This window comes from Pyxidicoccus caerfyrddinensis (assembly GCF_010894405.1).
Classification (GTDB): domain Bacteria; phylum Myxococcota; class Myxococcia; order Myxococcales; family Myxococcaceae; genus Myxococcus; species Myxococcus caerfyrddinensis.
Window position 1 is genome coordinate 1 of record NZ_JAAIYA010000023.1, and the last position, 26,440, is coordinate 26,440.

23 protein-coding genes and 3 pseudogenes are annotated in these 26,440 nt (G+C 69.2%); 12 read left to right on the top strand and 14 right to left on the bottom strand.

Annotation, left to right across the window (positions count from 1 at the left end):
• Positions 1 to 130 precede the first annotated feature (130 nt).
• From G4D86_RS39185 to G4D86_RS39210, 6 genes and pseudogenes are all read right to left on the bottom strand, one after another.
• Positions 131 to 668 (bottom strand): annotated as a pseudogene (locus tag G4D86_RS39185) (IS3 family transposase); the annotation flags it as partial.
• A 791-nt stretch (positions 669 to 1,459) separates the two neighbouring features.
• Positions 1,460 to 2,866 carry a transposase gene (locus G4D86_RS39190; protein WP_240360724.1) on the bottom strand — a complete coding sequence of 469 codons (1,407 nt, stop codon included), beginning with the start codon at positions 2,864 to 2,866 and terminating at the stop codon, positions 1,460 to 1,462.
• Positions 2,867 to 2,934: 68 nt separating this feature from the next.
• Positions 2,935 to 3,459: pseudogene (locus tag G4D86_RS54350) on the bottom strand (AMP-binding protein); the annotation flags it as partial.
• A 132-nt stretch (positions 3,460 to 3,591) separates the two neighbouring features.
• Positions 3,592 to 4,536, bottom strand: coding sequence for an efflux RND transporter periplasmic adaptor subunit (locus G4D86_RS39200; protein ID WP_163999420.1), 945 nt, complete (start codon positions 4,534 to 4,536; stop codon positions 3,592 to 3,594).
• Positions 4,537 to 4,545: 9 nt separating this feature from the next.
• Positions 4,546 to 5,217, bottom strand: coding sequence for an ABC transporter ATP-binding protein (locus tag G4D86_RS39205; RefSeq protein WP_163999421.1), 672 nt, complete (start codon positions 5,215 to 5,217; stop codon positions 4,546 to 4,548).
• 13 nt (positions 5,218 to 5,230) lie between these two features.
• On the bottom strand, positions 5,231 to 6,313 hold the full coding sequence (locus tag G4D86_RS39210) for an ABC transporter permease (protein WP_163999422.1): 1,083 nt from the start codon (positions 6,311 to 6,313) through the stop codon (positions 5,231 to 5,233).
• A gap of 322 nt (positions 6,314 to 6,635) precedes the next feature.
• On the opposite strand from G4D86_RS39210, the gene G4D86_RS54355 reads away from it, so the two are divergent.
• Positions 6,636 to 7,049, top strand: coding sequence for a hypothetical protein (locus G4D86_RS54355; RefSeq protein ID WP_420821884.1), 414 nt, complete (start codon positions 6,636 to 6,638; stop codon positions 7,047 to 7,049).
• Between the two features lie 105 nt (positions 7,050 to 7,154).
• Here the strand turns inward: G4D86_RS54355 and G4D86_RS39220 are convergent, their stop codons facing one another.
• Positions 7,155 to 7,814: a hypothetical protein gene (locus G4D86_RS39220; protein WP_163999424.1), complete on the bottom strand. Its 660-nt coding sequence runs from the start codon at positions 7,812 to 7,814 to the stop codon at positions 7,155 to 7,157.
• A 230-nt stretch (positions 7,815 to 8,044) separates the two neighbouring features.
• Between G4D86_RS39220 and G4D86_RS39225 the strand changes: the two genes are divergently transcribed.
• Positions 8,045 to 9,622 (top strand): DUF262 domain-containing protein, encoded by a 1,578-nt coding sequence (locus G4D86_RS39225; RefSeq protein ID WP_163999425.1) that lies wholly within the window; start codon positions 8,045 to 8,047, stop codon positions 9,620 to 9,622.
• An 18-nt stretch (positions 9,623 to 9,640) separates the two neighbouring features.
• Here G4D86_RS39225 and G4D86_RS39230 read toward each other — a convergent pair whose 3' ends face one another.
• The 4 genes and pseudogenes from G4D86_RS39230 to pdxR form a co-directional block, all read right to left on the bottom strand.
• The gene (locus tag G4D86_RS39230; protein WP_163999426.1) at positions 9,641 to 10,255 is read right to left on the bottom strand and encodes a cupin-like domain-containing protein; all 615 of its coding nucleotides are present in this window, start codon (positions 10,253 to 10,255) and stop codon (positions 9,641 to 9,643) included.
• A 133-nt stretch (positions 10,256 to 10,388) separates the two neighbouring features.
• Positions 10,389 to 10,748, bottom strand: a pseudogene (locus tag G4D86_RS54360) (DUF4304 domain-containing protein); the annotation flags it as partial.
• Positions 10,745 to 11,752, bottom strand: coding sequence for an alpha/beta hydrolase family protein (locus tag G4D86_RS39240; protein WP_163999427.1), 1,008 nt, complete (start codon positions 11,750 to 11,752; stop codon positions 10,745 to 10,747). The pseudogene G4D86_RS54360 and the gene G4D86_RS39240, both read right to left, overlap by 4 nt.
• 105 nt (positions 11,753 to 11,857) lie before the next feature.
• Positions 11,858 to 13,300 carry a MocR-like pyridoxine biosynthesis transcription factor PdxR gene (gene pdxR / locus G4D86_RS39245; RefSeq protein WP_163999428.1) on the bottom strand — a complete coding sequence of 481 codons (1,443 nt, stop codon included), beginning with the start codon at positions 13,298 to 13,300 and terminating at the stop codon, positions 11,858 to 11,860.
• 108 nt (positions 13,301 to 13,408) lie between these two features.
• Here pdxR and G4D86_RS39250 point away from each other — a divergent pair, with 108 nt between their 5' ends.
• The 7 genes from G4D86_RS39250 to trxA all read left to right on the top strand — a co-directional run bounded on the left by G4D86_RS39250 (position 13,409) and on the right by trxA (position 19,242).
• A complete protein-coding gene (locus G4D86_RS39250) occupies positions 13,409 to 13,867 on the top strand; it encodes a cupin domain-containing protein (RefSeq protein ID WP_163999429.1) in 459 nt (152 codons plus the stop codon).
• A 5-nt stretch (positions 13,868 to 13,872) separates the two neighbouring features.
• Positions 13,873 to 14,334 (top strand): DoxX family membrane protein, encoded by a 462-nt coding sequence (locus G4D86_RS39255; protein ID WP_163999430.1) that lies wholly within the window; start codon positions 13,873 to 13,875, stop codon positions 14,332 to 14,334.
• A gap of 80 nt (positions 14,335 to 14,414) precedes the next feature.
• The gene (locus G4D86_RS39260) at positions 14,415 to 15,071 is read left to right on the top strand and encodes an LON peptidase substrate-binding domain-containing protein (RefSeq protein WP_163999431.1); all 657 of its coding nucleotides are present in this window, start codon (positions 14,415 to 14,417) and stop codon (positions 15,069 to 15,071) included.
• A 131-nt stretch (positions 15,072 to 15,202) separates the two neighbouring features.
• Positions 15,203 to 17,095, top strand: a complete 1,893-nt coding sequence (gene nadE, locus G4D86_RS39265; protein ID WP_163999432.1) for an NAD(+) synthase — start codon at positions 15,203 to 15,205, stop codon at positions 17,093 to 17,095.
• A gap of 149 nt (positions 17,096 to 17,244) precedes the next feature.
• Positions 17,245 to 18,372, top strand: coding sequence for an outer membrane protein (locus G4D86_RS39270; RefSeq protein ID WP_205520183.1), 1,128 nt, complete (start codon positions 17,245 to 17,247; stop codon positions 18,370 to 18,372).
• A 151-nt stretch (positions 18,373 to 18,523) separates the two neighbouring features.
• A complete protein-coding gene (locus G4D86_RS39275; protein ID WP_163999434.1) occupies positions 18,524 to 18,847 on the top strand; it encodes an FKBP-type peptidyl-prolyl cis-trans isomerase in 324 nt (107 codons plus the stop codon).
• Between the two features lie 17 nt (positions 18,848 to 18,864).
• The gene (gene trxA / locus G4D86_RS39280; protein ID WP_163999435.1) at positions 18,865 to 19,242 is read left to right on the top strand and encodes a thioredoxin; all 378 of its coding nucleotides are present in this window, start codon (positions 18,865 to 18,867) and stop codon (positions 19,240 to 19,242) included.
• A gap of 77 nt (positions 19,243 to 19,319) precedes the next feature.
• Here trxA and G4D86_RS39285 read toward each other — a convergent pair whose 3' ends face one another.
• A complete protein-coding gene (locus G4D86_RS39285) occupies positions 19,320 to 19,910 on the bottom strand; it encodes a DUF2378 family protein (RefSeq protein ID WP_163999436.1) in 591 nt (196 codons plus the stop codon).
• A gap of 239 nt (positions 19,911 to 20,149) precedes the next feature.
• Between G4D86_RS39285 and G4D86_RS54000 the strand changes: the two genes are divergently transcribed.
• A complete protein-coding gene (locus G4D86_RS54000; protein WP_163999437.1) occupies positions 20,150 to 21,370 on the top strand; it encodes a hybrid sensor histidine kinase/response regulator in 1,221 nt (406 codons plus the stop codon).
• Between the two features lie 6 nt (positions 21,371 to 21,376).
• Here G4D86_RS54000 and G4D86_RS39295 read toward each other — a convergent pair whose 3' ends face one another.
• Together G4D86_RS39295 and G4D86_RS39300 are read right to left on the bottom strand one after the other, a co-directional pair.
• Positions 21,377 to 21,661, bottom strand: a complete 285-nt coding sequence (locus tag G4D86_RS39295) for a hypothetical protein (RefSeq protein WP_163999438.1) — start codon at positions 21,659 to 21,661, stop codon at positions 21,377 to 21,379.
• Between the two features lie 133 nt (positions 21,662 to 21,794).
• The gene (locus tag G4D86_RS39300) at positions 21,795 to 22,682 is read right to left on the bottom strand and encodes a hypothetical protein (RefSeq protein WP_163999439.1); all 888 of its coding nucleotides are present in this window, start codon (positions 22,680 to 22,682) and stop codon (positions 21,795 to 21,797) included.
• A 90-nt stretch (positions 22,683 to 22,772) separates the two neighbouring features.
• On the opposite strand from G4D86_RS39300, the gene G4D86_RS39305 reads away from it, so the two are divergent.
• A complete protein-coding gene (locus G4D86_RS39305) occupies positions 22,773 to 25,451 on the top strand; it encodes a TonB family protein (RefSeq protein WP_163999440.1) in 2,679 nt (892 codons plus the stop codon).
• Entirely contained in the window at positions 25,448 to 26,296 is an 849-nt protein-coding gene (locus G4D86_RS39310; protein WP_163999441.1) for a hypothetical protein, read from the top strand. The genes G4D86_RS39305 and G4D86_RS39310 overlap by 4 nt, the downstream gene beginning before the upstream one ends.
• Positions 26,297 to 26,440 lie beyond the last annotated feature (144 nt).

Here is a 26,440-nt window from a genome sequence, read left to right on the forward strand (position 1 = left end):
CCGGCGCCCGCCGCAGCCAGGACAGGTGAAGACGTCGAAGTCGAAACTGCGCTTCAGTAGCGTCGCCCAGTCCAACCGCGCAACGCGCTGCTTGCTCTGCACCTCCGCAGCGCCAGCAGGGGCCTCAACGGAGCACGACGGCCAGGTAGAGGAAGCCGCTCCACGCGGGCACATAGGTGATATCGGCTACCCAGAGCAGGTCGGGCCCGGGCGCCTCGAAGTCGCGGTCCACGAGGTCTGGAGCCGGCCGCGCCCGCTCATCCCGCACCGTGGTGGTGCACCCCTTTCGTCGGCTCGCCCCTGAAGGCAGGCTGCTCGCATCAGTCGAGCGACGCGCTTGCGGCCCACGCAGACGCCCTCGGCGGCCAGCTCGGCGTGGATGCGCGGTGCCCCGTACGTCTCGCGGCTCTTGGAATGGATGGCGCGGATACGTCCGGTCAGCTCCGCGTCGGCTACCGCCCGCTTTGAGGGCAGGCGCGTGCGCCAGGCGTGGTAGCCGCTCTCGGAGACGCCCAGCACCTGCTACCCGCCTGCTTGCTCCAGTTACGTACGCTCTGCTCGGTGCAGCCGAACTCGGCAGCCAGGCTCTTCGCAGACCACCCAGCCCGGTGCAGCTCTACCATCCGCTGCCGGAACTCCGGGTCATACGGTGGACGTGTCTTCGGCATCGTGGGGTCCTTTTCGCACAGCGAGTGGGACTCCGCGAAAACGGTACAACTTCACTGAGGAGCAGCGCCGCGTGCGCGGAAAACAGGTGCGCTTGTGCGGCGCTGCAGGAAGCGCCTTCATTCGCTGTACGGCGGCGCCTTACAGATTTCCGCGAGTTCCGCACGCGAGGAGTGAAGGCTGGGCGCATACAAGAGCCATCCAGTTCCGCATTTGAGTCGCCAGAATGAAATCTTCTCATGGCGGCACCGGTCGCCGCCCTTGGGACACATGGCGTCAAGAGCGCGTTGCAACGGCCCCTGCGACGCTTCGGGCTCGGCCCCCTGCCTCTCTCGAAGAAACACTCGTGTCAGAAGCTGCTCATCACCGGTTGAGTTAACGCTGAGACGATAGGTATCTGAGCCAAAAATCCTGGCGGAAGCCCAGAATCCGTCTTCTTCAGATTGATTCAACCACCCAGCCTCCATGAGACTTGCAACCGTGTGTCCTGGAATCGGAAGGCAGAGTCCAAGAATCGCGAGTCCCCCACAAAGAATGTTCATCTGGGATTAAACCTTTCAATCCAGTAGAAGTTCAGGTCCTGATACGTATACGTATAGGCGGAATGGGCGGCCACTTTCACCTCGGCGTCCGGTAGCCGCTCTGTGCGCTCCCTCGGACGCAGGCGGGCCGTGGCCCTCGAGGGGTGCGCGGCCCCCCGCCACCTGCCTGCGCGCGCACTCCTTGCCTGTCCGGCGGCCTGTGTGGCCCAGCCGGTGCCGCTGAAACCGAGGTGTCGGGGGGCCTCTGCCCTTCAGTGCAGCCACTCGCCTTGGGGAGGGCCCCGTGCAGATGCCAGGGGCAAGGGGACGGAGGGCAACCCCAGGTGCCTCAACACCTCCTTGACGCCGGGGCCTTTGAGCACCGCCAGTACCCTCCGGCGCCCGCCGCAGCCAGGACAGGTGAAGACGTCGAAGTCGAAACTGCGCTTCAGTAGCGTCGCCCAGTCCAACCGCGCAACGCGCTGCTTGCTCTGCACCTCCGCAGCGCCAGCAGGGGCCTCAGCTGAAATTGGCGCTGGCGCCTCGGACTTGGGCACCACCCGGGGCCGCAGCGCCGCTCCCGGGGCAAAGAGGCCATGGAAGCGGACAAGGTTGCTGCCGGGCGGAGGTACCAGCGCGGCCAGCCGCCGCAGGAAGGCGTCCACCGGCAGCACCAGGTGCCTGGTGCCGTCCGGCAGCGGCCGCTTCATGCGGTAGGAGAGGCGCCCATCCTCCAACCTCGTCAGCCTCTCCATCGCCAGGGCCCCTCTCGCCCCGTAGCGGCACAGCCTCTCCAGCCCCTCCCTGTCATTGGCATGCAGGTGGGTGTTGGCGTGCAGGGAGAAGCCCTCCAGTTGCGCGCAGCGAGGGCGACTCCTCGGCGGCGCTCGCACCTCCGCCTTGGCCCACGGCAGCAGCTGCTGCAGGCTGGCGGCTTGCAGGGCCTCGAGGGCGTTTTCGGGCCCCTCCGCCGGCAGCACGCCCCGCCTCTCCAGCAGCCGCAGCACCCGGTGGCGAACCACCGCCACCAGCCGCTCCACCTCCTCTTGCGTGGGGGGAGGCAGCGGCACGAAGCGCGCTCCCTCCCCCTCCTCCACCCAGACGCCGTCGGGCACCACCGAGTGGATGTGCGGGTTGAGGGCAAGGGCGCTGCTGAAGCGCTGCAGGAAGGTGACGGCGCCCGCCTGCGCCCCCCTCACCCCAAGCCTCCTCGCCCGCCTGCGCTGCAGGGCAGCCAGCGCCCGAAGGAAGATGGACAGCACCGCGGAGAAGAGGCGGGCGTCCCTCGCCAGCACCCACCGCACCCGGAAGGGGAAGGAGAGCGTCCACTGCCGGTAGGGCGCATGAGGCAGCACCCGCTCCACAAGGTGCGCCGCCGTCACGTGCGCCCGCCTGGCGTTGCAGGAGGGGCACAGGCCCCGCCCCTTGCAGCTGAAGGCCACCAGCAACTCGTCCTTGCACCCCTCGCAGCGCACCCGGGCGAAGCCATGGGCCAGTACCCCGCACTCCAAATAGCGGGCAAACTCCCGCTCCACGAAGCGCGGCAGGCCTCGGCCCACCGCCTGCGCCTCTTCGAGGAGGGTGGCCAGGCCCTCCCGCACCGCCCCGTGCAGCACCGTCTCTTCCGGCCGCCGACGCGCGTACCCCCGCCCGCACGGCCCCGCCTCCTGCACCCCCATCCCCACCACCGCCCCTCCCCCCAACGCCTAGCCGCCACCACTGCCTTCGTGAGGCACGTCTTCCCAAGCAGCGGCGCGACGCGGGAGAAGACTTCCTGCGAGGCGATGGCGACCTTCGCACCGCTGTCGGTGACGTAGTGCTGAAGCTCCCCGGTCAGCAGCATGGGATTGACCGGGACGACCATCGCGTCGGCACGGAGGATGGCGTAGAAGGCGATGAGGAACTGCGGGCTGTTCTGCATGTCCAGCAGCACGCGGTCTCCGCGCTGCACGCCGCACTCGTTCTGCAGGTAGCCCGCGAGCGCGAGCACCTCCTCGTGCACCTGCGCGTAGGTCCGCACCGTGTCGTAGAAGACGACGGCGGGCCTGTTCGGGTAGCGCAGCGCGGAGACCTGCAGATTCACATACAGGCTGGTGTCGGGGGTGGAGATGGAGTGCGGCAGGCCCACCGGCCAATGGGCGTGGTGGGCGGTGTTCATCGCCTTCGCGTCTGGATTGGGAATCATCATCGGGCCGGCGCCCTCCTGGAGTGGGTCGTCATGGCACGAGCGCGATGGCAAAGACCCCTCCGAAAGAAGGGGAATGACAGGCATCGGAACAAACGGGCACCGCCCGGAGCCAACGGGCGGGTCACCATCGAGCGTTACGACCCATGCCTTTCAGTGGACGGTACAGCTGTCCTGCGTTGAGGCACTCCCCTCGGGTTCGAGGAGGGGAGCGCCCGCTCACCGCGCGGCGGTTCCGGAGGACTCGGCCCGCGCCTGCCCCAGCGTGGAGGGCGTGTCCGACTTCGGCGTGAGGGAGAGATCCACCCGCTGGTTGAGCTTGAGCGGTGTGGGCTCCGCCAGCGCCACCTTCACCAGCAGCACCCGCGTGTCCACCGGGCGGCCTGGGTCCTGGGGCTTGAGGCGGCGGTCCACCACCGCGTCGGGAATGTCCTCGACCCTCCCATTCCAGGACTGGTCATCGAAGCCCTCCGCGGAGACCTCCACCCGCGTGCCCACCTCCACCCGCCCCGCGTCGAACTCGTCCACCTCGGCCTCCACGCGCACCCGCGAGAGGTCGGCGATGGTGAGCAACGGCGTGCCCTCGGAGACCGTCTCTCCTGGATGCACCATCCGGGAGATGACCACCCCGTCGATAGGGGCCACGATGCGCGCCTTGTCCAGCACGCTCTCCAGCGTCTTCACCCGGGCCCGGCCCATCTCCACGCGCGCCTGCGCCACGTCGCGGTCCCGGTGGGCCAGGTCCAGCGCCTGCGCCGTCACCACGCCGGCTTCCTCCAGGCGCTTCTCGCGCTCCAGGTCGACCGCCGCCTGGCGGAGTAGCGCCCGCGCCTCGGAGAGCTGCGCCCGGGACTCGGACAGCGCCGCGCGCTGCTGGGTGGTGGAGAGGAGCGCGAGCACCTCTCCCTTCTTCACCACGCTCTTCTCCTCCACTCGCAGCTCCGCGATGGTTCCCTTCACCTCGGTGCCGACGGTGACCATGGCGCCCGGATAGGCCACCACATGCCCCTCGGCGCGGATGCCGCCGGCTTGCCGGGCCTCCACGACGGGGGGCGTCGCGGGAGTGGCGTCGGCGGGAGGCCGTGTCTGCACCAGGAACAGCACCACGGCGCCCACCCCCACCATCGGCGGCAGGCCCCGCATCATCAGTTTCGACAGCTTCATGCGCGTTCCTCAGTTGGCCAGCAGGCCGTCGGAAATGTGGAGGACCCGGTCCGCGAAGGCGCGGACCCTCGGGTCGTGCGTCACGATGAGCAAGCTGCGGTCCTCCTTCTTGGCCAGGTCGTGGAAGATGCGGAGGATCTGGCCTCCCACCTCGGAGTCGAGGTTGGCGGTCGGCTCATCGGCGAGGAGGATGGGCGGGTGGCCCGACAGGGCGCGCGCCAGCGCCACGCGCTGCTTCTGTCCGCCCGACATGTCCCGAGGCAGGAATCGCAGCCGCTCCGCCAGTCCCACCGCGCGCAGCACCCGCTCCGCCTCCTGCTGCGCTTCCGGCCCCCGGCAACCCTTGATGTTGAGGGCGAACTCCACGTTCTCCAGCGCCGTGAGCGCGGGGAACAGGTTGTATTGCTGGAAGACGAACCCGATGGAGCGCTTGCGCACGTCCGGCAGGAGCTCGGGCCGCCGGGGGTCAATCTTGCGCCCATCCACCTCCAGCTCCCCGCCGGTGGGCGTCAGGATGCAGCCGAGGATGGACAGGAGCGTCGTCTTCCCCGAGCCGGAGGGCCCCTCCAGCACGACAATCTCCCCTCGCTCGAGGGTGAGGTCGATTCCCCGGAGCACGTTTACCGTCTCGCGCCCCTCCTGGAAGGTCTTGATGATGTGCTGCGCTCGAAGGACAGACATGGTTTTCACGCTCCTAACCCCGGAAGACGAGTGCCGGGTCGATGGCGGCGACCTTGCGGAACGAGAGCATCGCGGCCGCGAGACACAGGACGACCGTCCCCACGAAGGTCCAGACCATGAGCAGCGGAGTGATTTGCAGCTCGAGCCCCCCCAGCCGTGACACCAGCGGGCGCAGGGCCAGGGAGGGGATGGCGCCGAGCACGAACCCCACGACCGAGGAGATGAGCGCCTGCCGTGCCAGGATGCCGTAGATGTCCCGGTTGCTGCCGCCAATGGCCTTCACGGTGCCGAACTCCTTGAGGTGCTCCATCGTGGACGTGTAGAGCGTCAGCGCCACCACGACGACACCCACCAGGCAGCCCAGGAAGACCGTCAGCCCCAGGTTGAAGCCCAGGCCGGTGCTGACGATCCAGTAGTTGCGGGAGCGTGTGGCCCACTCGTCGCTCGTGTAGACGTCGTTGTAGGGCAGGCGCTGCTTCATCTCGGCGCGCACGCCCTCCACGTCCGCGCCGGGGGCGAGCTTGACGAGGATGTACATCGTCTGGCTGCCGGTATTCGAGCGCAGGAGCCGCTGCGCCAGTTGGTAGTCCATGAACGACAGGGGCGTGGTGGTAAAGGAGCGCGCCTCGGTGGTGCGCCCGATGATTTTCAGCCGGGTGCCCAGGTACTCGCGGTAGTCCCCGACGGCGAACGGGCCGAAGCGCTTCGCCGCGGACTCGTCGATGAAGACATAGTTGCCGCGCCGCAGGTCCTCCGTGTCACCCTCGAGCACATGCCAGGGGAAGTTCCACGCGCCAAAGTCTTCCATGGCGTAGACGAGCGTCCCCTCCTCAGCTCCGCTCGGCAGGTTCACGTTCATGAACGCGACGATGAGGTTGTCGGCGCGGGCCACGCCGGGAATGGAGCGCACGCGCTCCACGCGGGACTCGGAGAAGGCGTGCGCGAAGTCCACGTTGGGGGTGTTCCGCGAGGTCACCCAGAGGTCGGCGCCGAGCCGCTCGATGGTGATGGTGGCGTTGCGCATCAGGCCCAGGAACAGCCCGACCTGGACGAACACGAGCGCCACCGCGAACGCCACGCCTGAGACCGTAATCAAGAACCTCAACTTGTCGTGCAACAGATTCTTTCGCGCCAGATCCACCATCAGAAACTCCCGCGACGGCCATCAGCCGTCTCCGCTCCCAGACAGAGAACAAGCGACGCGGACGTGACGTGCCGCGGTCCCCCTGGAGTGCCGTCAGCCGCTCGGTAGCAGGCGCCTGTCCCCGTGAGCAGCGGAGCGGGCGACCTCTGTGGTGCAGCGGGCGGCGAAGGCGCGGGAGCTGCTCACGAAGCTCTCTTCCACCTCATGCGGGAACGGGTAGCCCACCATGTATGTCTTCTTCGACGTGGATGGGACGCTCCTGTCCTGCAAAAGCATGGTCCGCTTCCAGGACTTCTACCTGCGCAGGGACGGCCCCTGGCCCCGGGGGTTGGGGCCGCTGCGGAGCGGGCTCGGCTTCGCTCCATTGGGCTTCTGGCAGGTGATGAGAAGGGACCGCTTCTTCATGAACCGGGCCTACTACCGCACCTTCCGGGGCCGGGCGCCGGACGTCGTCCGGGCGCGGGCCTCGGAGTGGTTCGAGCATGAGAAGCGGCGGCGGCCCGACCTCTGGACGTATAGGCGGAATTGGCGGCCACTTTCACCTCGGCGTCCGGTAGCCGCTCTGTGCGCCCCCCTCGGACGCTGGCGGGCCGTGGCCCTCGAGGGGGTGCGCGGCCCCCCCGCCGCGTGCCTGCGCGCGCACTGCTTGCGTGTCGGGCGGCCTGTGTGGCCCAGCCGGTGGCGCTGAAACCGAGGTGTCGGGGTGCCTGTGCCCTTCAGTGCAGCCACTCCCGTTGGGGCGGGCCCCGTGCAGATGCCAGGGGCAAGGGGACGGTGGGCAATCCCAGGTGCCTCAACACCTCCTTGATGCCGGGGCCTTTGAGCACCGCCAGTACCCTCCGGCGCCCGCCGCAGCCAGGACAGGTGAAGACGTCGAAGTCGAAACTGCGCTTGAGCAGCGTCGCCTGGTCCAAGCGCGCAGCGCGCTGCTTGCTCCGCACCTCCGCAGCGCCAGCAGGGGCCTCAGCAGCGGGCGCAGGTCCGGGTGAGACGCCAGCGACACCGCGCGGGCGCCGCGTCCAGCCGCGTCCCTCATCCCCAGCGAGTCGAGCAACGGGGCGAGGCGTTCCGGCAACCACCCCGCTGCCTCCGCCACCACCTTGCCGCGCAGCACCACGGGCCGGTTCTGGAAGTAGTACCGGTCGAAGAACTCCTCCCGGGACAGGGACTCGCGGCGCTCGACCCGTGCATGGCCCTCCGCCTGCCGGTAGAGGTCTCCATAGAGGTCCAGCAGCCCTTCGAGCTTCCGGTGCAGCCCGAGCGCCTTCCGGGTCCCCTCGAAGCACGGGTCCTCCAGCTCGGCCTGCACGGCCGCGCGCGCCAGCCCCGCGTCCACGCTGGCGCCTGCGAGCACCTCGACGAGGTCCGGGGCGTCCGCGCCTCGCAGCAGGTTGTCCACCACCCAGCGCCGCCACTCGGGCGTGAGCCGCGCACCGCCGTTGCCTTCCTTCATCGCGCCATCTTCTCCGACCGAGGCTTGGTGCAGGAAGACTCTCTTGGCGAGCCGACATCCGGGACTTCTTGCGCCATAGGGGCCCTCCCAGCTTCGCATTCAGGCACAGCGCAGCGTGTCGACGGCGCAGCAGCTTGCGGTGCGCGTGACCTGACCGCCATGGGACTTTGTCAGATCACACCCAGCGAAGTAGAGTCACGACCATAACGCTGAGCATCCAGGAAAGCTCCATGCCCGAACTAACAATTCGAAAGCTGCTAGAGCAAATACACAACGGACAAATTCGCATCCCAGCATTCCAGCGCGGGTTTGTCTGGAACGAAAAGCCCGACATGGTGGCGTTTTTTATGGATAGCCTCTACAAAGGATATCCATTCGGCACGCTATTGCTCTGGAGAACAAGGCAATCCCTCAAGGTTGAACGAAAGCTAGGGCCCTTCGATCTCCCTCCTCCCGACACTGACTATCCCATTGACTACGTTCTAGATGGTCAGCAGCGAATTACATCGATTTTTGGAGTATTCCAAACAGACATTCCAGAGCCGGAGCCGGCTCCTTGGACCCATATCTACTTCGACTACAAAGCCAGCCCCAGTGCGCAAGAGTCGCAATTCATCGTTCTAGATCCGGCAGCGGCAGATCGAAGCAGACACTTTCCCCTCAAGTGCCTATTTAACACGGTCGGGTACCGCCAAGCCACCGAGGGCTTGCCCGACGACGCAATTCAAAAAATCGACGAAATGCAGTCCAGGTTCAAAGAAGCCCAGCTTCCTGTCCAAATGATCACCACGGAAGACAAGGCTACGGTCGCAATTGTATTCGAGCGCGTAAACCGTCGCGGCGTGCCCTTGGACACACTGCAACTCCTCGCAGCCTGGACTTGGAGCGTGGAATTCGATCTCACCCAAAGATTTAAGGGCCTAACCGAAGAACTCCAGCCATTTGGCTTCGAGGAGGTAGGCGAAGATACCAATCTCCTACTTCGCTGCGCAGCAGCAATAATAGCCGGGGATGCGTCGCCAGAGACTCTACTCAATCTAAACGGAGCAAGCGTCCGCGAGCGATTCACAGAGGTGCTCAACGGCGTCAAAGGCGCCATTGATTTCCTTCGCACAAACCTGAAGGTCGAGTCACTTCAGAATCTGCCATTCCACACCATTCTAGTTCCGTTGTCCGTATTCTTTTCGGTTCCGGGCAATCAGATTGCGACGTATATGGATGCCCAACGCCAAATACTTGTTCGTTGGTTCTGGCGCACTTGTTTCTCCCGCAGATACAGCAGTGGCGTGCTTCGAAGCTTAAAGACCGATATCGAAGAAGCTGCAAAGCTCAAGAGTGGCGCACATTCAAATCTTGATTCATTCACAACAACCGTTACGCCAGATTTCTTTGAGAGCAACACATTTACAATAGACACAGTCAACACCAAGACAATGATTCTGATGCTAGCTCAGAGGAACCCATTGAGCTTTGTCTCTGGCGCGCCAGTAGACCTTGCCAACGTCCTTAGGGCTGGGAATCGCAATGAGTTCCACCATGTCTTCCCCCGCGCCTTCCTAAAGTCGCGCGGATTCAGCACAGACAACATCAACCCCCTGGCAAACTTTTGCTTCCTGTCTAGCGCGGACAACAAAATCCTCGGCGGTGAAGCACCAAGCATATATCGAGCCAAGATGCCGACTAGCGTTTCGGATATTCTTCAGAGAGCCTTCTGTCCCGAGTCCTTGCTCTTTCGCGACGACTACTTGGCTTTCCGGTCGGAGCGTGCGCGTCTATTGGCAAAGTATGCAAATGACTTGATGAAGTAGCACCGCCGTTGCCTTCCTTCATCGCGCCACCTTCTCCGGCTGGGGGCCGAGCCAGTAGTCCCGCCACTCCGTGTTCCGCGAGGCCCGGTCGAAGCTCACGAACGTCACCGACAAGCTCACGTCCAGCGCTTGCACCGCGTGCCACCACTCCACCGGGATGAGCAGCACATCCCCCGGCCCCACCTCGCACGTGTGCACCGTGGCGCGAGCGAAGTCCGGGAGGCGCGCCACGTCCGGCGCGAGGATGTCCACCGCGCTGTAGAGGCCCCGGTCATTGTAGAGCCAGGGTGTCTCCCAGGAGGGCACCAGCCAGAAGCGCTTGCGCCCCAGCACCTGGCAGAACAGGACGTTGAGATGGTCGTGGTGCAGATTGGACAGCGTGCCCGCCGGGCCGAACCACAGGTGCACGCTGTCCGGCGCGGAGATGTCCGGCTGGATGTAGCCGGCCGGCGCCCGCAGGTCCGCGAGCAATGGCCGGAACGCCTCGCGCAGCAGCAGGCTGTTGCGGGCCACGAGGTACACGTTGTTCGTCTCGCCCCCCTCGCGCATGCGGGCCACCAGCTCGCGCAGGGACAGCGAGCGCCGCAGCCGCTCCGCGTTTAAGTCCGGGTCCGCGTCCGACTCGCGCCCCATCGAGGTCGCCCGTCACGTACCGCAGTTGCGCGCGCAGGAAGAGCTCGGCGCCATGGTCCAGCGCCTGGTGCCGCAGCAGCTTCGCGGGGCCGTCCACCGCGTGGAGAAACGCGGCGGCGCGCGCGAGGTCCGCCGCGAGCCGCTCCGTCAGCTTCGCTTCATCGGTGCTCGCGTCCACCCTCCAGGAGGACGGAGCCCCCGCGACCAGGTGCTCCATCCGCTCGCGGAAGTGACACTCGTGCTCCCGGGGCGCGTCGGGGACGGGCTGTTTCTCCAGGCGGTAGAGAGCGTCGAAGGCGATGGCCACATTCACGTAGCAGCTCGCCTCGCTCGCGGTGTTGCCGTGCGAGCGCTGCACGTTGACCACCTGGAGCGTCTCACCATGACGGCGGCGCCAGGTCAGCTCCTTCTTCTTGAAGCCGCCCACCTTGGCGAGCGGCTTCATCGCGGCGGTGGCAATGGAGGTCAGCGTCTTGATGGCATCCATGGTCATGCGGATTGCTGTGAATGGGGCGCTACACGCGCGAGTGAGTCTCGGACCGCCGCGCACAGCGCCGTCCGCTCGGTGAGGATGGCGGAGACATGCCCGGCGTTCACCCACCGCAGCTCGCTCTTCTTCCAGTGCGCGTGCAGGGTGCGCGTCTCCGCCGCCGGGACGAAGCCGTCCTTCCTGCACGCCAGGAGGATGGCCGCGCCGGGCTGTCGCGGGGGCGGGAACTTCGTCAGGTTCGCCAGGTCGAAGATGCGGCCCAGCCGTTGACGGGCCTGCTCCGCGTCACGCCGGGCGCCGTCGAGCTGTGCGAAGGAGATGGACCACGACAGCAGGCCCCGGGTGAACACGGGCACGGGGGACGCGCCCGCGGCCAGCGCCGCCACGGCGAGCGGTCCCGGGAAGAGCACCGCCGTGAGCGCCGCCATGTACCCGCCCATGCTGTATCCCGCGATGCCCAGGCGCGCGTAGCCGGCGTCACGCAGCCACGTGAGCAGCGCACGGGCCTCCTCCACCATGCCGAGGTTCATCAGCACGTGGTCGCTGACGGTGCGCAGCGCGCCGCCCTTCTGCCCGAGCGGACGGCGCACGCCGTAGTACGGATTCTCCAGCAGGAAGAGGTCGATGCCCTCGCGGACCAGCGGCGTGTAGAGGCGCTCGCGCAGCACGTAGCCCTCTTCGCGCGAAGCGGCGAGCACCACACAGGCCGAGCGCCCACGGGTGTTCTCCGCGCTCAGCCAGCGGACATGTGCCGTCTGGACGGGTGGGGCCAGGAGGGGCAGGGGAGAGGTGAAGGTGCCGTCGCGAAGCCACGTGCCCCGGTGCGGCCTGGCTTCACCCCAGACGGGTGAGACGCGGGCCGGCTCCGGGAGGAAGGAGGTCCCCACCTCCACCTTCTCCAGGAGTTGCTCGTCGCCCCAGCCGTTGGTGAACAGCCGGGCGCGGCGGGCCAGCCCCGCGAAGAGGACATCCACGACGTGCGCACCGAGCGGGGACCAGGACTCCACGCGCTCATCCTATGCGCCCGGCCCTCACCCCTGGCGGCCTGATGCACACCCTGCCTCCAGGACCTGTTCGAGGTTCACCCCTGTGTGCGGGCCGGCGTTGTCCTCTTACGGGCGTTTCGCCGTGGCCGCCGCCGCGACACAGGCGCGCAGGCGGCGAAGTCCCTCGTCGATGTGGGTGGTCGCCACCGCGCCATAGCCGAGCACGAAGCCCGGCTGCGCGGGCCTGCTCGCGCAGTAGCTCGACAGTCCCTCGATGCCCACCCCGGCCGCCTGCGCACGCTCCAGGGTCTCCCGCTCCAGCTTCAGGCCCCCCCGACGGAGCGTCGCGCTCAGGTGCAGGCCCGCCACGGACGGCACCGGCCGGAGCCAGTCGCCGAAGTCGCGCGTCAGCCGCTCCAGGATGCGCTCGTGCCGGCTCTCGTACTCGCGCCGCATCTTGCGGATGTGCCGCGCGAGCAGTCCCTCGTCGATGAAGCGCGCGAGCGCGGCCTGCGCCGGCCACTGGCTGTGCCAGTCACTCACCTGCTTGGCCACCCGCAGCTCCCGTTGGATGGAGGGCGGCGCGATGAGGAACCCCAGGCGCAGCGCGGGGAGCATCACCTTCGAGAACGAGCCGACGTAGATGACCCGGCCGGAGCGGTCCAGGCTGAACAGCGTCTCCAGCGGGCGTCCGCCGAAGCGGAACTCGCTGTCGTAGTCGTCCTCGATGACCACCGCGTCCCGCTGCTTCGCCCAGTCGAGCAGCGCCGTCCGCCGCGCGGGCGACATGGGCATGCCGAGAGGGAACTGGTGCGAGGGCGTCACGTAGACGAGCCGCGCGTCGTCCGGCAGCGCGCGCACGTCGAGCCCCTCCGCGTCGACGGGGACGGACACCACGCGCGCCCCCAGCGACTGGAACAGCATCCTCGCGGGCGGATAGCCCGGCTCCTCCACGGCGACGCAGTCCCCCGGCTCCAGCAACACCCGCCCGATGAGGTCCAGCGCCTGCTGCGCGCCGTGCGTGACGAGGACGTCCCCCGCGTCCGCGTGGACGCCCCGAGCGACACCCACGTGCCGGGTCACCGCCTCGCGCAGCCCGAGGTGGCCGGCCGCTTCCGCGTGCCCCGACGGCGCCGTGGCGGCCCGGAGCTGCCGCGCCAGGAGCCGGCGCCACGTCTCGAAGGGGAACAGCCGCGCGTCCGGAATGCCCACGCGAAAGTCATGGGCCATGGGCGCGTCGGGGGCGCGCGGGTCGGGCAGGGTGCTCCAGATGGCCCGGGCGCGCAGCCGCATCGCCGAGGACGCTCTCACGCGGCCACTGCTCCCGGGCGCTTCACCCTGCACGAAGCTGCCTGCCCGGGTGCGGCCCGCCAGCAGGCCCTCGGCGGTGAGCCACTCATAGGCCACGCTCACCGTGTTGCGCGACACCGAGAGGCGCTTCGCCAGCTCGCGCGTGGGCGGCACCCGCTCTCCGCGCCGCAGCCGGCCGTCGAGGATGGCCGCGCGCAGCTCCCGGTATATCTGCCCGGCGATGTCGCGGCGGCTCTGGAGGTTGACGTGCAGGTCCATACCGCCCGCAACCTTGGATTGGCCCAATGAGATTCGTCAATCCTGGCTCTGCCATCGGGACATCGCGGAGGGCACTCTGCCGTCGTTTCAAGACGCCAGGAGACACCCATGACGCCCGTTGCCCTCGCCGCCTCGCACCCCGTCCACCCCGACCGCATGCCCTGGATTCCCATGGGCCGCCCCGGGATGTCCTTCAAGCCGCTGCGCTTCTTCCGCGACGACAGCGGCTGGACGTACCTCTTCCGGCTCGAGCCCGGCACCGTCATCCCCCTGCACCGCCACACCGGCGAGGTGCACGGCTTCAACGTCTCCGGCAGTCGCAAGCTCCTCGACACCGGCGAGGTGATTGGCCCGGGCACCTACGTCTACGAGCCAACCGGCAACGTCGACACCTGGATGGCCGTGGGCGACGAGCCGACCGTCCTCCTCATCACCGTGCGCGGCGCCATCGAGTACCTCGGCAAGGATGGCGAGGTCACCGGCCGGGTGACGTCCGGCGACCGACTCAAGACGTATCAGCGCTGGTGCGAGGAGCACGGTGCCGCGTTCCTCGCCACCGTGGAGTGACGCCCATGCACACCACCGCATCGAGCCATGTGGCGGCCTCCCCGCGCGTCTGGACGCTGGAGCGACTCGGGCTGCTGTATGCCCGCCTCGCGCTCGGCGGCGCCTTCCTGTCCGCCGTCGCCAGCCGCTTCGGCGTCTGGAAGGCAGACCCGGGCCTCGGGTACTTCGACAACTTCATCCGCTACACGGGCGAGGTGAACGCCTTCATGCCCGCGGCCACCATTCCGTTCCTCGCGTGGGCCGCGACTGTCGCCGAAGTCTCCCTGGGCCTCCTGCTGGTGCTCGGCTTCCGGCGGCGCCAGGTGGCGCTGGGGGCCTCCGCGCTGCTGGCGCTGTTCGGCACCGCCATGGCCCTCTCCTTCGGGCCCAAGGAGCCGCTGGACTACTCGGTGTTCTCCGCCTCGGCGGGTGCGCTGCTGCTGGCGCTGTATCCTGCCCGGCCCGGCGGAACCCACATGTCGGTGTAGCCCGGGAAGAGCGCTCGGCGGGCCGCATGTTTGGAATGCGGCCTGGGGTCGATGGGCTTATCTCCACAGGGGTGCCCCCAATGACCGCTCAAGAACGTGTCGAGCGCGCCGCCAGCGCGCTGAAGGTCTTCCCGCTGCCCTCGGCGGTGCTCTTCCCGCACACCGTCATCCCCCTCCACATCTTCGAGCCGCGCTACCGCGCCCTGGTGAAGGACGCGCTCGCCGGGGACCGCGTCATGGCGCTGGCCCAGCTCGAGTCCGGCTGGGAGGGCGGCTACGGCGGCAAGCCCCCCATGCAGCCCATGATGTGCGCGGGCATCATCATCTGGGACGAGCAGGTGGAAGAGGGGCGCTACAACATCCTCCTCCAGGGCGTGTGCCGCGTCCGCCTGGACAGCGAGCTGGCGGGCGACAAGCTCTACCGCGAGGTCTCCGCCCAGGTGCTGCCGGACCTGCCCTACCAGGGGCCCGAGGAGGAGCAGCTCCGCCAGGCCGTCTTCGAGCTGGCCGGCCGGGTGCCTCCCTCCTTCGCGGAGAACCTGCTGCCGGTGGCCGCGCGCGCCATGGGCGGCACGCTGGCGGACGTGGTGGCCTCCGCCGTCGTCCCGGAAGCCGAGCGCCGCCAGGAGCTGCTCGCCGAGCTGGACGTGAAGCGGCGCCTGGGGGCGGTGATGGAGGACATCGGCGAGCTCATCGGTCGCCTCCAGCCCGTGCGGCCCTCCGGGCCGCTGAACTGACCGCGGGCCCCCCTCTGGCCCGCGGGTTGGACTTGCCTTGAGCGGCGGGCCGGGCATTGCTGGACCCCACACCGGTGCCGGACGGCGGGCCACTCCCGGGCGCGTCCGGCCGAAAGGGGACTGGAACCACCATGCGGCTCGTGAAGCTTGGGCTTGCCAGCGTCAACACCACCGTGGGCGCCTTCAGCAAGAACACGGACAGGGCCCTGGCGCAGGCGAAGAAGATGGCGGCGGACGGGGTGACGCTCGGGGTCTTCCAGGAGCAGCTCATCGCCGGTTATCCGGCCGAGGACCTGGTGCAGTGGCAGGGCTTCATCGACCGGCAGTGGCCGGAGCTGGAGCGCTTCGCCCGCGAGACGGCGTCGCTGCCCACCGTGTTCGTCGTGGGCGTGGGCATCGCCTGGCAGGGCCTGCGCCTCAACTGCGCGGCGGTGGTGGCGGGCGGGCGCGTGCTGGGGCTCGTGCCCAAGGAGAAGCTGCCCACCTACAGCGTCTTCTACGAGGCCCGGACTTTCGGCCGCGGCCAGCCGGGCATGGCGGAAACCCATCGCGGCGTGCCGCTGGGCGACTACCTCTTCCAGTTCGACTTCGGCCTCGTGGCCCCGGAGGTGTGCGAGGACATCTGGAGCGCGGACGGCCCCATGCGCCGGCGCACCTATTCCGGCGCGGAGCTGGTGGTGAACCTGTCCGCCTCTCCCTTTCGTCTGGGGTTCGTGGAGACGCGGCGCGAGCTCATCGCCACGCGCGCGGCGGACCACCAGTGCACCATCGCCTACTGCAACGGGCTGGGCAGCAACGACGGCCTCATCTTCGACGGCGGCGGCTTCCTCAACCAGAACGGCCGCCACGTCATGGAGACGCCGCGCTTCCAGGAAGGCTACGCCGCCGCGGTGGTGGACCTGGACCGCACCCTGCGCCTGCGCGGCGAGGCCACCACCTGGCGCGTGGACCGCGAGGCGTGGGTGACCAACGGAGGCCAGCGGGTCCCCGTGGTGGACTGCACCGCGGCGGTGCGCACGCGCCGCGAGGCCCTCACGTATCCGGTGCCCCCGCATCGCAGTTTCTTCCTCCCGGGGCCGGACCAGCGCCGGCCCGGCCGCGAGGCCCTGTGCGAGGACCTGCTCGACGCGCTGGCCCTGGGCGTGGGCGACTACTTCGAGAAGACGCGCGCCTTCAAGGTGCTGGGAATCGCCCTGTCGGGCGGGCGTGACTCGCTGCTGACGCTGCTCATTGCCCACCGCTACGCGAAGAAGGCGCGGCGGGAGGACCCGGGCTCGCTCATCCGCGCGTTCTACATGCCCAGCCGTTATTCCAGCGACGCCACCAGCGACGCGGCGGAGACGATTGCGCGCGAGCTGGGGGTGCCCTTCCAGGTCGTCTCCATCGACGAGGCCTTCGAGCGCGAGCGCGCCGTCGCCCAGAAGATGCTGGGGGACAAGCCCGTCACGGCGATTACCGAGCAGAACATCCAGGCCCGCCTGCGCGCCCAGCGCATGTGGAACTGGAGCAACTCCTGCGGCGGCCTGTTCCTGCAGACAGGCAACATGAGTGAGAAGTCGGTGGGCTACACAACCATCGGCGGAGACCTCATGGGGGCGCTGGCCGTCATCGCCAACGTACCGAAGACGGTGGTGATGTACCTGCTCGACTACCTGCAGGAGACGACGGGCTACGAGGGCATCAAGAAGGTGCTCGCCAAGCCCGCCGGTCCGGAGCTGGCGCACAACCAGGTGGGGGAGGAGGAATTGATGCCCTTCCCCGTGCTCGACGCCTGCTTCTACCTGCACGCGGGCGAGAAGCTCACCCCCGCGGAGATGCTCCAGGCGCTCACCGCCATGTTCCCGGAGGTGGAGGCGGCGCGGCTGGGTGGCTACGTGGAGAAGTTCGTCCGCCTCTTCCACCAGTCCATCTACAAGTGGGTGCAGTCCCCACTGTCGCTGCACATCGGCAACCTGGACCTGGACCGCGAGCGCGCGTTGCAACTGCCCGTCGTCACCGGCACCGAGTGGCTGCGCGAGGGTTAGCCTCGCGCAACCCCTGTTGCCTCCACACCACGCCCGGCAGCCCCACGGACGGACGGCCCGTGCGGCGATCCGCCCTTGCCGGGTGGCGCCTTGCCGGATGTCACTTCGCAAACAACCTTCAGGTCAGCCACTCGACGATGGAGGGTTGGATGAAAGCGAAGATTCTGGCGGGCGCCATCGCGGCGCTCATGTACGGCACGGCGGCTGTTGCTGCTGACGGCGACTGCCCGCCTTCACGGGCAAGCGCTGACGGGGCGTCGCAAGGGGTGATGCTGGCCCAGTCGCAGGATGAGATGCCCGTGGAGGGAGACGTCCAGCAGGAGGACACCACCATCATCGAAACGGAGCCGGTGCCCGACACGGGCGTGGCGCAGGACCCGCTGCTCGAGGAAGGCGTGGGCGGCAGCGGCAACGTGGGACAGGAGGAACAGGGCACCGGCGGCAGCGGAAAGCCGGGCGAGATGATGCTGCGGTGCGAGCCGGTGAAGGAGGGTACGGGCGGCAGTGGAACGATGCAGGCCCCGCCGTCCCAGGAGCTGACCCCGCCGCCGTCCCAGGAAGTGATGCCGCCGCCGCAGACTGCGCCGCAGACCCAGGAGCAGCCTCCGCCGCAGACCGAGGTGTACCCGCCGCAGGACCAAGCCACGGGCGGTAGCGGCGTTGCCACACCTCCTCCCGACTACCGGCCCTCGGCCGAGGCGGCGGCGGAGCCCATTGAACCGCTGGAGGTGAAGGAGAAGGACAAGAACGACATGACAGGCCTGTCGCTGCTCATCGGAGCCGGCGTGGAGGGCTACACCGGTGAGCTGGCGCCGCGGATCAACCCAGGCGCCACGGCGGGTGTGACGGCGGCCATCCGGCCGTCCAAGGTGTTCGGCATCGAGCTGGGCTACAGCGGCGCGGTGAACAACATCGACATCCCGACCGAGGGCGGCGCGGTGGACGGCCCGGACCTCGTCCGCAACGGCGGCACGGCCGTGGCGACCCTGGGCCTGTTCGCCACCCCCTGGCAGCCCTATCTGCTCGGCGGCATCGGCATCAACGACTACAACTTCCGCGGAGGCGAGGGGCTCGGCTTCACGGACGACACCGTGGGCAGCGTGCCGGCGGGCGTCGGTCTCCGGGGCGCCATCGGCTCATTCCTCGCCGTGGATGCGCGCGTCAACTACAACTTCCTCTTCGACAAGGAGTTCGCCACGGGCGTGGAATCCGGCGGCGGCGACTTCAACGAGGGCGGCAGCTACCAGGGCACCGTGAGCATCGGCGGTAACTTCTGAGCAGCCTGTCGTGGAAGTGGATTTCGCGAGCTGACCTGGTGGCGCGGTGCCCGGAAGCGAACGGGCCCCGCGCCACCGCGCGTTTTACGGTGCGGCGCGTGCACGGCTGGCGCGTTAAGGTGTCCCACCCCCGCGGCAAGAGGAGAGGTGAATGAGCCTGAAGGTGGAAGACGTGAAGGTGGGAACCGGTACAGAGGCGACGGCCGGCAAGTCGGTGACGGTGCACTACGTGGGCACGCTGACCAGCGGCTCCAAGTTCGACAGCAGCCGGGACCGGGGCCAGGGCTTCACCTTCCGGCTCGGCGCGGGCCAGGTCATCGAGGGCTGGGACAAGGGCGTCGCCGGCATGAAGGTGGGCGGCGTGCGCAAGCTCACCATTCCCCCGGAGATGGGCTACGGCGCGCGCGGCTACCCGCCCGTCATCCCCCCCAACTCCACGCTCCTGTTCGAAGTCGAGTTGCTGGAAGTCCGCTAAAGGAAGCGAGGCGCGTCATGGCGGCGGTGGAAATCACGAAGGACAACTTCAAGGAGACGGTGTCGAAGGAAGGCATCGTCATCCTGGACTGGTGGGCGGCGTGGTGCGGCCCGTGTCGGGCCTTCGCGCCCACGTTCGAGGCGGCCTCCGGCAAGCACCCGGACATCGTCTTCGGGAAGATTGATACGGACGCCCAGCCGGAGCTGTCCGGCGCGTTCGAGATTCGCTCCATCCCCACGCTGATGGTCTTCCGCGACGGCATCCTCCTGTTCGAGCAGCCCGGAGCGCTTCCGGCCGCCGCGCTGGAGGACCTGGTCAAGCAGGTGCGTGCGCTGGACATGGAGCAGGTGAAGAAGGAAGTCGAAGCGCGCCGCAACGAGCCGCCCCAGGCCTGACGCGGGGCGGAAGTTCGCCGCGGCCACGGGCGGGGCTCCTTCGCAGGAGCCCCGGCCCGGCCGGCGGCGTGGCGGGGCTACCAGCTCACCAGCAGCGTGAAGGACGAGTAGGGCGGCTCGCCGGACTCCAGCTCCACCCGGAAGGTGAGCTGGGGGTTGCCCTTGAGCAGCCCGCTGAGCGCCATGCCGCGGCTCCACGCGGGGCCGAAGAACTCGTCCCGGAAGATGAGCCGGGCCGAGCGGTCCGACACGCGCTCGTACTCGCGCTCGCCGAAGGTGGAGGTGGCGCCGGCCATGCCCTGTGTCACGGACAGGCCCTCGTTCGGGTCCTTGCCGGCGACGGAGAGCACCATCTCCCCCACGGGCGCGGAGAAGATGATGTTGGCCGCGTGGAAGGAGAGCTTCTCCACTGCGTCCGAGTACGTCATGCCCTGGGCCACCAGCGCGGTGGCGCCCTCGTGGAGCATTTGGAGGTACTCGCGCGCGGAGCGAAACGCCGGGGCGCCCCGGGTGGAGGCGCCGCGCGGGGGCACGTCTCCTTCCACGTCCAGGCGCTTTCCCGTCAGCTCGGCGATGCTCTGCCGGAGGCTCTGGAGGAAGAGGTCCAGCACGGTGTGTTGGGGCTGGCACAGGGCGAGGCGGGCTTGGAGGAGCTCTGGAGAGTCCATGACTCCTATGTACCCCAGCGCGCGTACGTCTGGGGAGCGGGCAGCGGGGCAGGAAGGGTGTCGCGGGGAGAGGGAACTCGCCCCCATGGCGATGTGTTCAGAAAGGGCGCTTCGCAGCGGGCTGACCCTCGGGGGCCCGCTCCGCTGCTCGCTCCCCTCCCTCCTCAAGACGCGGCGTCGCCCCGCAGACGGATTGAAAGGTGCCCTCCTCGCTCTCTCATCTCCCCGCCGTCCCTCCCATGGCCTCCACCGAGCCCGAGTCGCCGCACGCGCGCATCCTCCTGGTGGACGACATCCCGGCGAACCTGCTGGCCCTGAGGGCCATCCTGGAGTCACTGGGACAGGAGCTGGTGACGGTCCGCTCGGGGGAAGAGGCGCTGAGGGAGCTGTTGCGCGGTGACTTCGCCTGCATCCTGATGGACGTGCAGATGCCGGGGCTGGACGGCCTGGAGACGGCCCGGCTGATCCGCGCCCGCGAGCGGACACGGCACGTGCCCATCCTCTTCATCACCGCGCTCAGCCGCGAGGCGGCATACGTCACCCAGGGCTATGCGCAGGGCGCGGTGGACTACCTGCTCAAGCCGGTGGACCCGAACATCCTGCGCGCCAAGGTGCAGGTGTTCGTGGACCTGTACCTGCGCGGCGAGGAGGTGAAGCGCCAGGCGCTGGAGCTGGCGGAGCAGCGGCGGGCCGCGGAGGAGCTGCGGCGCGCGGCGGAGCTGGAGCAGCAGCTGGTGGGCGTCGTCGGCCACGACATCCGCACGCCCCTGTCCGTCATCCTCGCCACGGCGACCGCGCAGCTCGGCACGCAGGCGCTGCCTCCCGCGCAGCGCAAGGCCTTCGAGCGCGTGGCGCGGGGCGGTGAGCGCATCCAGCAGATTGTCGACCTGCTGCTGGACTTCACGCGCGCCCGCCTGGGCGGCGGCATTCCTGTCGTCCCCCAGGCTGGAGACCTGAACGACTTGTGCATCCGGGTGGTGGACGAGCTGCACGTGACGCGGCCGGGCCGGGTCATCCAGTGCGACTTCGCGCGCGACAGCCTGCACGGCGCCTGGGACTTGGAGCGCATGGCGCAGGTGCTGTCCAACCTGCTGGACAACGCGCTGAAGTACAGCCCGGAGGGCACGCCGGTGCGCCTGTCCACGTGGGAGAAGGGCGAGGGCGTCTACCTCGAGGTCCACAACGAGGGCGCGCCCATTTCCCCGGAGCTGCTGCCGCACCTGTTCGAGCCCTTCCGTCGGGGCGAGGGCTCCTCCGAGGCCATGGCCCGCGAGAGCCTGGGCCTGGGCCTCTACATCGCGCAGAGCATCGTCCAGGCGCACCGGGGCACGCTCGGCGTGCGCTCCACGGAAGGGGAGGGCACGGCGTTCCGCGTCTGCCTGCCCCGCCGCATGGACCACCGGCAGGTTGCTCCCTGTGTGGAGTCGGAGTCGCCGGAAGCACTGCCCATGACGGCGTGACGCCGGCTACCCGGACGAGCCCTCGGGCTGCACGTCCACCTGCTCGAGGCGCTGGACGGTGAGTGCCCGCAGGTTGGCGTCGACGGAGAAGAAGATGAGGGCCGCTCCCACGTTGGCGACGAAGCCGTCCTCCACCCGCTGCAGCCGCGCCAGCAGCTGCTCGGGCGCGCCCTGCTCCAGCGCCGAGGCGAGGTTCTCCAGGTGCGTCTCGATGTGGAGTCGCACGTCCTCCGGGAGTCGCTTGAGCTGAAACTCCGCGGATTGGGCGATGAAGATACGGCCGGGGTGCATGTCGGGGGGACTCGGTGAGGGGACCGTTCCAGACTGTGTATCCCGAGTGGGAACGGCCAGTCGCCAACAGTTCAGTGCGGTGGACGATTGTTCATCCCGCTACACACCGTGCACCCGGGGCGCCCCTCGTGCCTCACCTCGCGACGGTGCAGACGCCTCCGCCGTTGAGGTGCGCCTGGTCGACGATGCTCTGGGCGATGAACTCCTGGAGCGTCCTCACGTCATATGCGCCCGGGAGGTAGACGACGGGTTGCCCGCTCGAATCCCTCAGCTCCCGGCCCTGGCCGTCGCGCAGGTCCGTGAGCTGCTGTGAGGCGAGGCTCTCGGGGGTGATGGTGCCGTCCTCGCCGGCGGTGGCGGCGATGGCGTCGAAGCGCAGGCGCACGCCTTTGTGCGTGCCCAGCCGGTCATAGAACATGTGCTCGGCGTGGATGGTGACCTCGGCCTCGGCCACGGAGGCCTCGGGCACGATGATGCCCCGGGTGCCGTCCACGCCGTTGATGCAGTCCTTCATGCGTGCCTCCACGGGGAAGCCCATGCGGAAGGTGAGCACGCCCACGCCGGCCTTCACCGCGCGCCCCTCCACGAAGTAGCTGAAGCCGCGCTCGCGCATCATCGCCGCGTCCTCCGCGGACACCTGCCCGTCTGGGAGTTCGGTGTCGTCCCGGGGCGGGCTCAGCCGGAAGCCCACGTCCCAGCGGCCCGCGGGCAGCCCCTTCAGCTCCGCCAGGGGCACGTCGCCCTTCTGCACGTCCACCAGCACGTGCCGCGCGCTCGTGTGCACCTCTCCAGCGGCGGAGGTGAGGGTGAAGTCCCCCAGCGACACGAGGTAGCGGGTGAACTGGATGGACCAGCCGTCCTCGAAGAGGGTGTCCGGCAGGCCGCGCTGGGTGCCGTCGCCTCCGCTCATCGTCACCTTCACGTCGCCCGTGGCCACGTTGTCGCAGGCCGCGCCCGCGAGCACCCAGGCCGCCAGCGCCGCGCACCACGCCGCCCGGGACTTCCATTGTCGTGCGTTCATGTTTCGTGGATGTAAATGCAACTATGTTGCAAGTCAATCCAGGGCTGGGGTATCTGGGTGTGCAGGTGCCTCGGAGGTCTGGCTCACCCGATGGGTGGGTGGAGTCCGGGGCCCGTGCCATCTGGAGCGAGGTCCTCATCCGTGTGGATTCCGACGCTGGTGCTCTGTGTGCTGAGCGCCACGGCCGAAGTGCCCGTGACGCCGCCCGTGCCCCTGGACGCACCGCCCCCGGTGCTGCCGGTGGGAGTGCCTCCTCCCGAAGTTCCGGCCACGGTGCTCCTGCGAGTCACCATCGATACGGCGGGAGAGGTGTCCCATGTGGAGGTGCGGCAGTCGGCGGGCGTGGCGTTCGACCGGGCGGCGATGGCCGCCGCCGTGCGCTGGCGGTTCCAGCCGGCGCGACGGGGCGAGGAGCGGATTGAAGTGCGGGCCGATGTGCCCGTCACCTTCGTGCCTCCGGTGCACGGACATCACCTGGAGCCCGTGGACGGCACGGAGGACGGGGCGGCGTCGGGCACGGCGGCACGGAATGAGGAGGTAGCGGCGGAGGAGCAGGGCGCTTCACGCTCCGCGGAGGCGGCGGCGGAAGAGCAGGGCGCTTCACGCTCCGCGGAGGCCGTGCGAGAGCCTGCGCTCGTGGACGGTGGTGCCGCACAGGCCGGCCCGGACTCGGAGGCGCCGGCCTTCTCCACCACCGTGCGCGGCACGGCGAGCGCGCCGCCTCCCGTCGCCGTCGGAGACCTCTACATTCCCGTGGGGCAGCTCGCGGACGTGCCGCGCCACTCGGCGGCGGACCTGATGCTGCTGGCTCCCGGCGTCATGCTCGCCAACCACGGCGGCGAGGGCCACGCGGAGACCCTCTTCATCCGGGGCTTCGACGCGGGCGAGGGCAAGGACGTGGAGTTGCGTCTCAACGGCGTGCCCCTCAACGAGGTCTCCCATGCGCACGGCCATGGCTACGCGGACACGTACTTCATCATCCCGGAGTTGGTCGAAGCCCTGCGCGTCACCGAAGGCCCCTTCGACCCGTCTCAAGGCGACTTCGGCGTGGCGGGCACGGTGGAGTACCAGCTCGGCCTGGAGCGTCGGGGCCTCACCGCGTCCGTCGCCTACGGCAGCTTCGCCTCGCGCCGGCTGGCGCTGGTGTGGGGCCCGCCCGAGTCGAACAGCGCCACCTTCGTGGGGCTGCTGCTGCGCCAGGGCCACGGCTTCGGCCCCAACCGCGCGCACGCCAGCGCGGGCGCCATGGCCCAGGTGGAGCTGCGCCTGGGCGACGAGACGCGGCTGCGCCTGTTCGGGACCAGCTATGGCACGCGCTTCTCCTCGGCGGGCGTGGTGCGGGAGACGGACGTGGTGGACGCGCGGCTGCCCTGCGCCGCCGATGCGGACTCGCAGTTCTTCTGCCTGTACGACGCCAACCAGGGCGGCGCGGGCCAGCGCCACCTCCTCTCCGCCGAGCTGTCCTCCCGCCTGAAGCGCGGGGGACGCTTCGTGCAGCAGGGCTACGTCGTCCTCCGGCAGACGCGCATCCGCGACAACTTCACCGGCTTCCTGCAGGACACGCCGCCCGGAGAGGAGGCCCAGCGCGGAGACAACACCGAGGGCTACTACCAGGGCTCCACCGTGGGCCTGCGCGGGCGCTACACGCCGGGGCTCACGTTGCTCGGGCAGCCCCGGCCGCTGGAGCTGGGCTACGAGGCCCGCTTCGATGACGTGCACACGCGCTCGCGGCGCCTGCGGGACAGCGGCGGTGCGCCCTACACCACGCGCTTCGACAACCGGGTGCGCACCACCCACCTGGCGGCCCATGCGTCACTGCGCGCCGCACCGCTGTCCTGGCTCATCCTGCGCGGCGGCGTGCGGCTGGACACCTTCCTCTTCGGCGTGGACGACGAGAACCGGCCCGCCGTGGACCGGGACGGCACGCGCATCCCCGAGGAGTCGCTGGAGGCCTACGGCTTCTTCGCCAGCCCGCGCGGCACCGCCGAGGTGCGACTGTCGCCGCGACTGAGCTGGCTCACCAGCGTGGGCCTGGGCGCGCGCTCCAGTGACGCGGCCGCCCTGTCCGACTCGGAGCTGGCACCGTATGCGCGAGTCACCTCCGGCGAGACGGGGCTGGGCTGGCGGCTGGAGGGCGAGGGGCGGCCCTACACCCTGGAGGCGCGCGGCGCCGTCTTCGCCACGCGCGTGTCGCAGGACTTCGTCTTCGACGAGAAGGCCGGTCGCAACCAGCCCATCGGCGCGTCGCAGCGACTGGGGGCCTTCGTCTCCGCGCGGGGGACGTGGCGGGAGCGGGTGGACGTGCAGGCCTCGCTCGCCTGGGCGCGCGCGACGCTGCCGGTGCCGGGCGGCTCCGCGTGGAAGCTGTGGGACGGCACGGTGATGCCGTACATCCCCCAGCTTCTCGGTCGGCTGGACGCGTCCGTGCGAGGCACCGCCACCGTGGCGGGGGAGCAGCTGGGGTGGAACGTGGCGGTGGGGCACAGCGCCGTCGGCCCCAGGCCCCTCCCGCTGGACCGCTTCAGCGAGTCCGTCTTCCTCTTCGACGTGGCCACGCGCGCGCGGTGGAAGGCGTTCGAGGTGGGGCTCACGGTGGAGAACCTGCTCGACACGCGCTGGAGGGAGACGGAGTTCAACTACGTCTCCAACTTCCGCGGCCCGGATGCGCCCGCGTCGCTGCTGGCCACGCGGCACTTCTCCGCGGGCGCGCCGCGCACCTTCTCGGGCACCTTCACGCTGTACCTGGACCTCCAGGAGGACACGCCATGACGTCCCCGCTGCGCACCACCCGGCGCGCCTTCTCGCTGATGTTGGGCACGGCGCTGGTGGGAGGCGTTGGCGCCTGCGGCCTGTCCGGCACCGGAGGCCGTGGCATCACCTTCCGAATGGGCCTGCGCACCGCGCTCGCGCCCGGTGAGACGGTGCCCGGCGAGCTCACCACCGACACCGGCTGGCGCGTGCGGCTGTCCTCCGGGCGGATGGTGCTGGGCCCCATCTACCTCTTCGAGAACGCGTCACCTCTCCAGGCCCGGGCCACCGGGTTGCGCCGCCTGGGGGAGTGGTTGCTGCCCTCCGCGCGAGCGCACGAGGGAGACTTCTTCTCCGGAGGCCGGGTGCTGGGCGAGTGGGACCGTGAGGTGGTGTTCGACCTGCTGGCGGACGGCGGCGAGGCGCGGGTGCTGGGACGCTCGCCGGGCATCGCCGGGCTGGCGCGCTCCTTCTCCCTGCTGCTCCAGCCTCCCTCGAAGGCACTGGGCGCCGAGGGCGCGGCATTGAACGGTCGCTCGGTGCTGCTGGAGGGCACGGCCTTCCGCCAGGAGCAGCGCGTGCCCTTCCGTGTCGCGCTGGACTTCCCTCCACCGCTGGAGCTGCAGCGCGTGGACTTCGTGCCCATCGAAGCGGAGCTGGATGACGAGGGGCTCTTCGTCGTGGAGGTGCAGCCGCACCGCTGGTTCGAGGGCGCGCACTTCGACCGGCTGGCGCTGCCCCCCGGCGGAGGCCCCGTGGACCTGACGCCGGAGACGCAGGTGCACCGCGCCCTGTCCGTCAACCTGCGCCGCTACACGGCCTTCGCCGGGACGTGGGAGCCTGCTCAGGACATCCCGCGTCAATGACGGGTGGGGTCGGCCCCGCCGTTCGAGGCGCAAGGCCGACTCCGTGCACTCGCTGCTCCCGCGGGGCTGGGAACAGACGTTGAGCGACAGGAGCACTTCCCCTGAGGCCGGGGCAGCCGACCCGTACAGGGCGCGGTGGCGCGG